The sequence below is a fragment of the Terriglobales bacterium genome, from assembly GCA_035624475.1.
In the GTDB taxonomy this organism is placed as follows: domain Bacteria; phylum Acidobacteriota; class Terriglobia; order Terriglobales; family Acidobacteriaceae; genus DASPRL01.
The window spans coordinates 1-9,999 of sequence record DASPRL010000351.1 but is presented as its reverse complement, the minus strand read 5'-3'; the positions used below and the strand labels follow the sequence as shown (position 1 = coordinate 9,999).

Here is a 9,999-nt window from a genome sequence, read left to right as displayed (position 1 = left end):
CGGTGGGTTTCGCCTGTAGTCCGGTCGGGTCAGAGAACACAGTCGGGTTGTTTAGGACGTACGTGTAGAAGTTGTTCGCTTCCCTAAAGCGGGTCGGATCCTCCCCTATGAATCTGCCCATCGAGGGATCGTAGTACCTGGCGCGGTAGTAGTAGAGACCGGTTTCGGCGTCGAACTCCCGCCCGGTGTAGCGGAAGGGGTTGGTGAGCGTGCCGGTGGAGCCGGCCAGGTTGCCGAAGGCGTCGTAGGTGTAGCTGGCCACCAGGGCGCCGCCGCCGTCGCGCACCGAGGTGATCGAGCCCAAACCGTCGGCCTGGTAGTAGCTGGTCACTCCGCCGCGCAGCATGGCCAGCGGCTCGTCAATCCCCGCGCCCTGCGTGTAGCGCGCCAGCACCGTCCCCGCACCGTCCACCTCCTCCACGACGTTCGCCCCGTCGTAGAGGTAGTTGACGGTTCCGCTCGGCCCGCTCTTCTGGATCCGTCGCCCAAACGGATCGTACTGGAAGCTCACCGTCCCGCCCCGCCCTTCCCATTAGCGCCGGCCACCCGCCCCCTCGCTCTGACACGGATGTGCAACAAGGTACCGCAGGAAGATGTCCGCCGCCTCACGGTCGCGGGGGGTAACCCATTGTGGAACGTAGGCCTGGTTGGAGGTACGTTCGGGACACACTTGTACCGGGCTTCCCAGTTGCTCCCGCGCCCGACCCGTCAGGTCGGCGTCGGATCGCGAAGTCAAGATCACCAACTGTGGTCGCAGGTCGCTGAGCCTCCCCAGATCCTCGGTGTATGCGTGCGTCTCATAGGTCGCAATCATGATGGGCCGACCGTCAGATGCACGGGGCCGTTCCAGGGAAAATTGACGAATCATGTCCCTGATCCACTCCGAAGAGGGGCCGCTCGTGTCAAAGAGGACTCGCACGACCACTGGCGCACTCGACTTGCGGCATCCGGCAGTTAGCAACACTAGGCCGAGGACGCTAAGGGCAAGAGCTACGCCAGCCGTGCGCTTACTCCTTCGGTTTCTTTGAACATACCTCGCAGCAATAACAGAATCCACTGGTTCCTCCATAGCTAAGTGGGCTCTTGGAGCAGATTGGGTACACGTTCTTACCCTGCGTCCGTAGCGCATTGCACCTGTCTGCGAAGTTCCCCTCCCAGGTGTTGTAGGCGGCTTGGATGTCCGGATTTGTCTTGCCGTTAATATCTCGCCCCCGATACGGATTCACCGGACTTGATTCGTAGAACAAGGCTAAGTCGCCTTCGTTGCAGATGTTGAAGGGGGTCGGGCCCCCTTTCAAGCTCGACTCGTTCCACCAGTTCCTCCACCAGTCCTTGAATCTCTGCCAGGCGGTGGGTTTCGCCTGTAGTCCGGTCGGGTCAGAGAACACAGTCGGGTTGTTTAGGACGTACGTGTAGAAGTTGTTCGCTTCCCTAAAGCGGGTCGGATCCTCCCCTATGAATCTGCCCATCGAGGGATCGTAGTACCGGGCGCGGTAGTAGTACAGGCCGGTTTCGGCGTCGAACTCGCGCCCGGTGTAGCGGAAGGGATTGGTGAGGGTGCCGGTCGAGGCGGCCAGGTTGCCGAAGGCGTCGTAGGTGTAGCTGGCCACCAGGGCGCCGCCCCCGTCGCGCACCGAGGTGATCGAGCCCAGCCCGTCGGCCTGGTAGTAGCTGGTCACCCCCGCGCGCAGCATGGCGACCTCTCCTGCCACATGTAGTGGAGGTTGAGATCCGTGAATCTCACACAGAAACTTCCTACGCTTTGCCCAACCAGGTTGTAGGTCGTGAAGAATTCACGCTTGGTTCCAGCTTGGTGCGACCCTCTAGTTCTTCCCCGCGCCCTGCAGGATCTTCAGCCGCATCTGCGCCAGCCGGTAGGACGAATCCGGGATCTCCATCGCCCGCTTGGGCCTGGTGACCTTGGCATAGTCAGCGGCTGCGACCTGGTATTCCCCGTATTGCTCTGCGATCCGCCCGAACGCGTACCAGTAATTGGGATCGGGTTCGTCCAGGTTCAGCAGGTCCATGGCCTGCACCAGCACCTCGCGCGCCTCCTTGGTCTTGCCCACCTCGGCGTAGACGCAGCCCAGGGTGTGCAGGATGCTGGCATTCTTCTGGTCCGAGCGCTCCGCCCGCACGGCGGCCTCGAGGTCGGCGGGCCCCGTCGTTCCCGTGAACAGCGAATACCAGGCCAGAGCATTCAGGTCGCCCGCCTCCGCCTTGCCCGCGTCCACGATCTTCTGCGCTAGGCGGTGCGCGGCGCCATAGTCCTCGCGCGCCACCGCCGTCCTCACCTGCGCCCGCATCGCTTCCAGGTCGTCCGGCATGCGCCGCAGGCGCTCCTGCGCGGCCGCCTCCGCCTCCCGGAAGCGCCCCAGGCGGCTCAGCACCGTCGTGAGCTCCTGGAACGCCCGCTTCGACTCCGGGTACTGGCGCGCCAGCTCGGTGACGATAGCCAGCGCCTTCTCCTCCTGCCCGTCCAGGTTGTCGTAGCCCTCCAGCAGCGCCAGCGAGATGGCCAGCTTGTCGGCGTCGCTCTTGGCCGAACTCCGGGCAGTCTCCAGGATGGCCACGCCCTGCGCCGCAGTCGGCTTGGTCTCCACCAGGATGGCGGCCGCCGCCAGCCTCATCTGTTCGGCACCAGCGTCCTTTCCCTTGGTCCACATCCGTGGAAAGGCCGCCCCGGCCAGCGGATCGTCGCCTCCGGCCAGGTGTTTTCGGTCGCGCAGCCAGTCCAGCAGCACCCGCGCCCCCGCCAGGTCGCCCGCCGCCACCCGGTCCAGAACCGCCAGCCCGACGGCGTTCGGCTTGTCGGTGGAATCCAGCAGCTTGTACCTGCCCTCTTCCTTCACCACGAAGACGCCTCCCGTTTCCTGGCCGGGAATCTGCAGGTCGACCAGGTAGCCGGTAGCATCGTTGCCCTCCACCTTGGGCTGCAGCAACTGCATGGCGATGTCGATCATCACGTCCGTCGGTATGCTGCTTTGGGCGAACTCACGCCGCGTCTTGCGCGAGTCCGCCACCTCCTTGTCCAGCTCCTCCGGATCGGTGCGCTGCAGGACCGCCAGCGCGTTGCGGCTGGCGTAGCTCTTCATCGTCTCCAGGCTGAACGTGGGGTCGGTGTAAGACAAGAACATCCGCAGGACCAGCCCGGCAGGGTCGTTGTCGAAGTGCAATTGCTCGTGCGGATGCGCCTTGCGCAGCATCGCGGCCAGCCCCACGGTGGCCGAGGCGTTTTCCCCCGAGGCCCCCGCCTCCATCAGGTCGGCCGCCGGCGGGTACAGGCGCAGGTTCATCAGCATGTCGCCCGCCGCCTTGGCGATCGCCTTGAATCCCGCTTCTCCCTGCCCCCGCTTGTTGGCCTCCGCCAGACCTGCCTCGGACCCGTGCAGCGCGGCCTCGCAGGCCGTGATCAGCGCGTTGGGCTGCGGGTTCAGGTTCTCGGCGTTCTGGCGCGCCTCGGCAAACTCCCCGGCATAGAACAGCGCGAAAGCAAGATTGTTCCTTATCCCCAGCTTCTCCATCTGCTCCGAGGTAAGGCTGCGGTAGGTCGCCACTGCGTCCTTCAGCTTCGCCCCGGGCCCGTAGCGCGTTCCCTCCGGGTTGTACTCCAGCAGGATGGCCAGGTTGCCGGGGATCTCCTTGTCGTCAGGATCGAGCTTCTCAGCCGCTCGAAAGGCAGCCTCGGCTCCCGCCAGGTCGCCGCCCGGGCGGAACTGCCTCCCCACCAGGTCGTATTCCAGGACCACGGCCAGCGTCTTCTCCGCCAGCGCCGAATCGGGCTCCAGCTTCACCGCCAGCCGCGCCTCTTCCCGCGCCGCTTCTCCCATGCCCGCGGCCAGCATGGCCTTGGCCAGGCGCAGGTGCGGCACCGCTGCCTTGGGGGATTGCGCGATCGGCGCCCGGTACGCCTGGAAGGCCTCCCGCGCCTTGCCCTGGCGCAGTAGCGCCTGCCCGGCGGGCTCGAAGGCGACCATCAAGGCTTCCCCGTTCCGCAATTGCACGATGCCGTCGCGCATCGCCGCCGCCTCCGCCGCCGTCATCCGCCGCTTCCCCGTGTCGAAGCGGATCACCGCGTGCACGACTCCGTCGTTCTCGGCTTGGAATTCCTCTGTGAGCAGGGCCGGCCCCAGCGGGATGCGGGCATTCGCCGGCAGCGCCTTGGGCTGGAAGCCCGCCGGCGGCACGATGGTGTAGTCCCATTCGGTCACGAAGGCCACCGGCAATTGATAGTCCGCGGTGCGCTTCTTCTGAGTACCGCCCGTGCCCGCTTTCTTTTCCTCCTCGCTCTCTTTACGCTGCAATTCAGCGGGAAGCCGGAGAAACAAGGTGTCCAGCCGGATGGCCGCCACTGCGCTCTCCAGGTCGGTGAAGCCGCGCTTGGCCTGCTTGCTTTCCAGCACCAGCTCGAACGGCCGGCCCAGGTCCTGGGGATCGCTGCGTTCCAGCCGGTCCAGCTTCTCCGCCAGGTACTGCGACTTCATGTAGTTGGTCAGTCCTTCCTGGGTCTTCTTCCTCTGCTGGTCGGCATAGGCGCTGCGGTAGGCCGACTCCAGGCTGCCCTGCGGCTGCGAGGTCTCCACCACCCGCGCTGGGCCGTACTCGGCCAGATAGAACTCCCGCTTCTCCACCAGAAGGTTCTCCCGCGACGAGGCTACGGGCGTGCGCACCAGCCCGGCGGTACCGGCGCGCGCCACCAGCGCCAGCCTTCCCTGGTCCGAGTCCGGCAGCTCGCCCAGGCGCGCGTATTCGTCGGTGACGTCGATCCAGAGCTCCGGCTCCCCCGGCGCGTAGACGATGGCGTGGTCGAACAGTCCCAGCCCGGGAAGGTCAGCCGGCACATCCTGACGCGTGCCCACGTTGAGCAGCGCCACGTACGCGGGCACGTCGGCCGCCCGCAGCAGCGCCACCAGCAGCACCGCCTTGTCCTTGCAGTCCCCGTACTTCTGTTTCAGGGTCTCCGCCGGGGTGCGCGGCACGATGGCGGCTTCCCCGAACTCTACCCCGGTGTAGCGCACTTCTTTGTCCAGGTACTGCAACAGGGCCTCGGCCTTCTCCTGCCGGATGTGCTTGCCCGCGACCAGCTTGCTCACCAGCGCCTTCACCTCCGCCCCGGCGATGCGCGCATCGACGACCTTTCCGTACTCCTCCGCCACCTGCCGCCAGGAGCTGCCGGTCGAGAAGTTGACGCGGGGAAAGGCGGGCTGCTCGCTCGGCAGGTAGGGCTCCGCATCCTCCTGCGCCGGTATGGGGCCGTGGTCGAAGACCACCTGCACCCGCCCCTCGGCCTCGCGGCGCTCGGGCTTCGCCTCGGGAAGCAATTCCAGCGCGTAGCGGAGCGGCAACGAGGCGGGAGCGTCCAGCACCAGGCGCGTGTGCTGCACCGGCACCCCGCGGCCGAAGAAGCTGCGCCCCACCGTTCCGGCGCCGAAGAAGGGCGCGCTTTCCTTCGAGACACTCTCTTCCTCGACCACCGACCCAGGAGCCATGGCCGGCAGTGGTGCCTGCACGGTCCGGCGGTCGCTGTAGACCTGGTCGTCGTCTTCCTTCGCGGGCTTGTCGGTCACCGTCTTGGCGTCCAGCTCGTGCACCGCGTGGTCCGGGGTGATGACCCGCGCCCGCAGCACCGGCCGCTCCTCGTGCCACGGCTCCCAGGGCGCCGAGTAGTCGGCCCAGTTTTCCGCTCCCTTCTGCGTGAGCACCCGGAAGACCACGTATTGGGTGTGCACCCGGCGGCCCTGCGCGTCGAAGACGTAGGTGTCTTCATCCTCCAGCACCACAACGTCGGCGCCCGCCGGCGCCGGCGTGGCCATGGCGCTTTGGTAGAGCGCTGCCGGGTCCGCGGAAAAGTGCCCGCTCGCGGGCGCCGCCGGCTGCGTCCCGGCCGACAGTCTCCCCAGGAGCAGGGCGGTGAAGGTGAATCCGACCGCCAGCCGCAGAGTGAGGGCCTTCCGGGGATTCGACACAGGGGCTCCTGGCGCGCAGAGGTGCGCGCCGCCAAAGTACCGCGCCTGCCTGCGATTCGCAAGCACCGTCGAGGCGGCCCGCTCGCGCCCGAGCGCAGTCGCAAGGCGGTCTCGCCGCCGAGATTCGGGAAGCCCGCGCATTATATTTATATATATCAATGTTACAGCCCCCGAAAAACGGCGCGCGGGCGCGCGCCGTCCGCTTACTCCCGCCGCTTCTTGGGGGCCAGCGCCTCCAGGATGCGGTCGAAGTCCTCCAGACTCCCGTAGTGCAGCGTGATCTTCCCTTTCCCGTTCTTGTCGCGGATCACCACCCGCACTCCCAGCGCCGCCGCCAACTCGCGCTCGGCGGCGCGCACGTTGGCGTCCACCTCCCGCTCCCGCGCCTTCGCCCGCTCGATCGGATGGTTCAGGTTGAAGCACAGGTCCTCGGTCTGACGCACCGAGAGCGCCCCCTCGATCACCCGCCGCGCCACCTCGCTGACGATCTCCGCCCGCTCCAGGGTCATCAGCACCTTGGCGTGCCCGAAGCTGAGCGCCCCGCTTTCCAGCTCCATCTGCACCATGGGCGGCAGCTTCAGCAGGCGCAGGAAGTTGGCGATGGAGGAGCGCTCCTTGCCCGTCTTGGCCGCCATCTGCTCCTGGGTGAGGCTGAACTCGCGGGAGAGGCGCTCGAAGGCGCGCGCCTGCTCCATGGGGTTCAGGTCCTCGCGCTGCAGGTTCTCGATGATGGTCATCTCGAGGGCCTGCTCGTTCGAGACCGCGCGCACCACCGCCGGGATGGTGGTCTTCCCTGCCCGCTGCGAGGCCAGCCAGCGCCGCTGCCCGGCGATGAGCTGGTAGCGTCCGCCCGCCACCGCCCGCACCACGATGGGCTGCACCACCCCGCTGGCGCGGATGGAAGCGGCCAATTCCTCCAGCGCCTGCTCCTCGATGCGCCCGCGCGTCTGGTAGGGGTTGCGGTCGATCAGCTCCAGCGGGATCTCGCGCGCGCCCTCGCCCGCGGTGCTGGCCGGACGCGCCGTGGGCAGCAGCGTCTCCAGGCCGCGGCCCAGTGCCTTGCGCTTGTCATGAGTCGTCGTGGTCATCGCTTCCCTTCCTCCGCCATCGCCTTCACCAGCTCCTCCGCCGGCGCGGCGGGCGGCAGCGTGTGCGCCATGATCTCCTTGGCCAGGCGGATGTAGGCCTCGGCGCCCCGGGATTGCGGGTCATAGCTCAGTGCCGGCTGGCCGTGGCTGGGGGCCTCCGCCAGGCGGATGTTGCGCGGGATGGCGGTCGCGCACAGCTTCTCCCCGAAGAAGCTCTTGAGCTCGGCCGTCACCTGCTGCGCCAGGTGGGTGCGCTCGTCGAACATGGTCAGCACCACGCCTTCCAGGGTGAGCCCGGGGTTGAAGCTCTCGCGCACCCGCTCGATGGTGTCGAGCAGCGCGCTCACCCCCTCCAGTGCGAAGTACTCCGCCTGCATGGGGACGAGCACGGAGTCGGCGGCGACCAGGGCGTTCAGGGTGAGCAGGTCGAGCGCCGGCGGGCAGTCGAGCAGGAGGAAGTGGAAGCGCGGGCGCAGGGGCTGGAGGGCGTCGCGCAGGCGGAACTCGCGGCGCTCGCCCCCCACCAGCTCCAGGTTGGCGCCGGTGAGGTCCTTGCTGGAGGGCAGGAGGGAGAGGCCTTCGAGCGCGGTAGGCTGCAGCGCGGCCTCGGCGGAGACCGCGTCCATGAGCACGTGGTAGGTGGAGTGGCGCTCGGGATCGCGCCCGAAGCCCAGGCTGCTGGAGGAGTTGGACTGAGGGTCGCAGTCCACCAGGAGCACGGCCACCTCGGCGGCGGCCAGCGAGGCCGCCAGGTTGACGGCGGTGGTGGTCTTGCCCACCCCGCCCTTCTGATTGGCTACCGCGATGACGCGTCCCATGATGTCTCGAAAAATCGCCCGCCCCGGCAGAGTACCCCGGGACGCGGCGCTCCGCAATGCCCGGTTTTTGTGCAACTTGGCGGCGCCCACCTGGCTGTTCCACGTGGAACAATCCCGGAGCCGGCGGGCGCGGCCGGGGAATGTTCCACGTGGAACAATGGCGCGCCGGGATGTTTACTACCCTGGTTCCACTTGGTCAGTTTACCACTTTTCTTCGTGTTTGTTATGGTTTTATGCCTGTTTTGTCCGATTTCATGCCATCCCGCCGCCACCCCCACCCACCTGTTTTATGGATAGGTTCTTGCCCGGGAAGGTACCCCCGCCGCCCCGCGAGTCACCCGATCAAGAGGGCGCTGTCGCCTGGATGTCCCACCTGGAGCCTCGCGGGTGGCTCCCAGGCGATTCCGGCATCACGCCCCGGCGCCGCAGCAGGCCCCTCGCTCCCACTTGTTACTGACTTGATTCGTCCCGACAGGTGTACGCCACGGCCCGCCGCGAATCGTCCGCTCGGCGGGGGGAGGTGACGACCCGGGTTCCCACCAGCGGCGAGCTCCCACTCGACCACGTGGAAGAGGGCATCCCGGCGAACCCGACGGGGCGCATGACCACGCGCGCTCCACTTATGGCGAGGGTGACTCGTGCCGCGCGTGGTTCGCGCCCACCAGCAGGATGCGCTGCTGGGAGCGCGGCAGGGGGACAGGCGACTCCCAGGCGAACCCGGGGAGTAAGCGGCGGGCGCGCTCGGCCTGGGCGGCGCCGATCAGCAGAGCCAGGCGTCCGCGATCCTCTACCAGGCGGGCGGCGACGGGCAGCACGCCCTCGAAGCGCTCCACCGCGCGCAAGGTGACCAGCTCGCCGCGGCCGGGAAAGTCCTGGGCGCGGCCGGGGAAGACCTCGACCTCACGCAGAGCGAGGGCGCGCACCACTTCCCGGAGGAAGGTGGCTTTCTTGCGCTGCGACTCGATGAGGGTGAGGCGCAGGGTGGGAGCGTAGATCTTCAGGGGGAGCCCGGGGAAGCCGGCGCCGGAGCCCACGTCGAGGGCAGTGGTGGCGGGGATCGCCGCGGCGGCGGGGAAGAGGTGGTGCGCGACGAAGAGGGACTCGCCGAAGTGGCGCTCCACCATCTCCTGGGGGGAGCGCACGGCGGTGAGCGCCATCTTCCGGTTCCAGCGCTCCAGAATATCGATATACATCGATATTTGGACCAGTTGCGCGGGGGCCAGGCGGGCGGGGGCCAGGTAGGGGGCGATCAGTTCGGCGATGCGGGCGGAGTCCACGGGGTGACTGGCTGATTGTAATGGGGACCACGGTGGCAGCGTAGGGTCCGGGTAGCGCGCGCTAGATCCTCCGCAGCTAAAGCGGCTCAAGATGAGCTCTTGCGCCCCCTATCCTCGGGGCGGTCAGCAGCTTATAATGCGCGCACGCCGCAGAGGCAGTTTCTCGTTCCTCGTTTCTAGCTTGTGGTGGAGCACGCGAGATCCTTCGGTCCCGCGGGGGGGACCTCAGGATGACGCTCCGGAGAGGGAATGGCGTTACCGACCGGAAGTAGACTCGGGCCGTACGAGATCTTAGGGGCCGCCGGGGCGGGCGGGATGGGCGAGGTGTACCGCGCGCGCGACACCCGCCTGGAGCGCACCGTCGCCGTCAAGGTCCTGCCCGAGCAGTTCAGCCAGAACCCGGACCTGAAGTTGCGCTTCGAGCGCGAGGCCAAGGCCATCTCGGCGCTCAATCATCCCAACATCTGCACCCTGCATGACGTCGGCCACCAGGACGGTGTGGACTACCTGGTGCTGGAGTACATCGAGGGCGAGTCGCTGTCGGCGCGGCTGGTGCGCGGGCCGCTGCCGGTCGAGCAGGTGCTGAAGACTGGGAGGGAAATCGCGGAAGCTTTGGAGAAAGCGCACCGGCAGGGCATCGTGCACCGCGACCTGAAGCCGGGCAACGTGATGCTGACCAAGTCGGGGGCGAAGCTCTTGGACTTCGGGCTGGCCAAGCCGACGGGCGGGGCCATGCAGCCGGGCAGCGTGCTCACCCAGGCCCTCACCGAGAGCAGCCCGGCGAGCCCCATCACGGCGCAGGGGCACATCGTCGGGACCTTCCAGTACATGGCGCCGGAGCAGGTGGAGG

7 protein-coding genes are annotated in these 9,999 nt (G+C 67.5%); 1 reads left to right on the top strand and 6 read right to left on the bottom strand.

Annotated features, from left to right (window positions below; all coding sequences use genetic code 11):
* From VEG08_13835 to rsmG, 6 genes are all read right to left on the bottom strand, one after another.
* Positions 1–511 (bottom strand): RHS repeat-associated core domain-containing protein (locus VEG08_13835; protein HXZ29069.1); only part of this gene is annotated, 511 nt, incomplete at its 3' end.
* A 496-nt stretch (positions 512–1,007) separates the two neighbouring features.
* Positions 1,008–1,694: an RHS repeat-associated core domain-containing protein gene (locus VEG08_13830; GenBank protein HXZ29068.1), complete on the bottom strand. Its 687-nt coding sequence runs from the start codon at positions 1,692–1,694 to the stop codon at positions 1,008–1,010.
* A 129-nt stretch (positions 1,695–1,823) separates the two neighbouring features.
* Entirely contained in the window at positions 1,824–5,966 is a 4,143-nt protein-coding gene (locus VEG08_13825; GenBank protein ID HXZ29067.1) for a DUF3857 domain-containing protein, read from the bottom strand.
* Positions 5,967–6,169: 203 nt separating this feature from the next.
* Positions 6,170–7,054, bottom strand: a complete 885-nt coding sequence (locus VEG08_13820; protein HXZ29066.1) for a ParB/RepB/Spo0J family partition protein — start codon at positions 7,052–7,054, stop codon at positions 6,170–6,172.
* Positions 7,051–7,872: a ParA family protein gene (locus VEG08_13815; GenBank protein HXZ29065.1), complete on the bottom strand. Its 822-nt coding sequence runs from the start codon at positions 7,870–7,872 to the stop codon at positions 7,051–7,053. The genes VEG08_13820 and VEG08_13815 overlap by 4 nt, the downstream gene beginning before the upstream one ends.
* 620 nt (positions 7,873–8,492) lie before the next feature.
* Positions 8,493–9,149, bottom strand: a complete 657-nt coding sequence (gene rsmG / locus VEG08_13810) for a 16S rRNA (guanine(527)-N(7))-methyltransferase RsmG (protein HXZ29064.1) — start codon at positions 9,147–9,149, stop codon at positions 8,493–8,495.
* A gap of 324 nt (positions 9,150–9,473) precedes the next feature.
* Between rsmG and VEG08_13805 the strand changes: the two genes are divergently transcribed.
* Positions 9,474–9,999: serine/threonine-protein kinase (locus VEG08_13805; protein HXZ29063.1), on the top strand; the 526-nt coding region annotated here is incomplete at its 3' end.

Excerpts from the sequence above, each read along its gene's own strand:
- VEG08_13830 (HXZ29068.1), bottom strand. The coding sequence starts at position 1,694 with ATGCTGCGCGCGGGGGTGACCAGCTACTACCAGGCCGACGGGCTGGGC.
- VEG08_13820 (HXZ29066.1), bottom strand. The coding sequence starts at position 7,054 with ATGACCACGACGACTCATGACAAGCGCAAGGCACTGGGCCGCGGCCTG.
- VEG08_13815 (HXZ29065.1), bottom strand. The coding sequence starts at position 7,872 with ATGGGACGCGTCATCGCGGTAGCCAATCAGAAGGGCGGGGTGGGCAAG.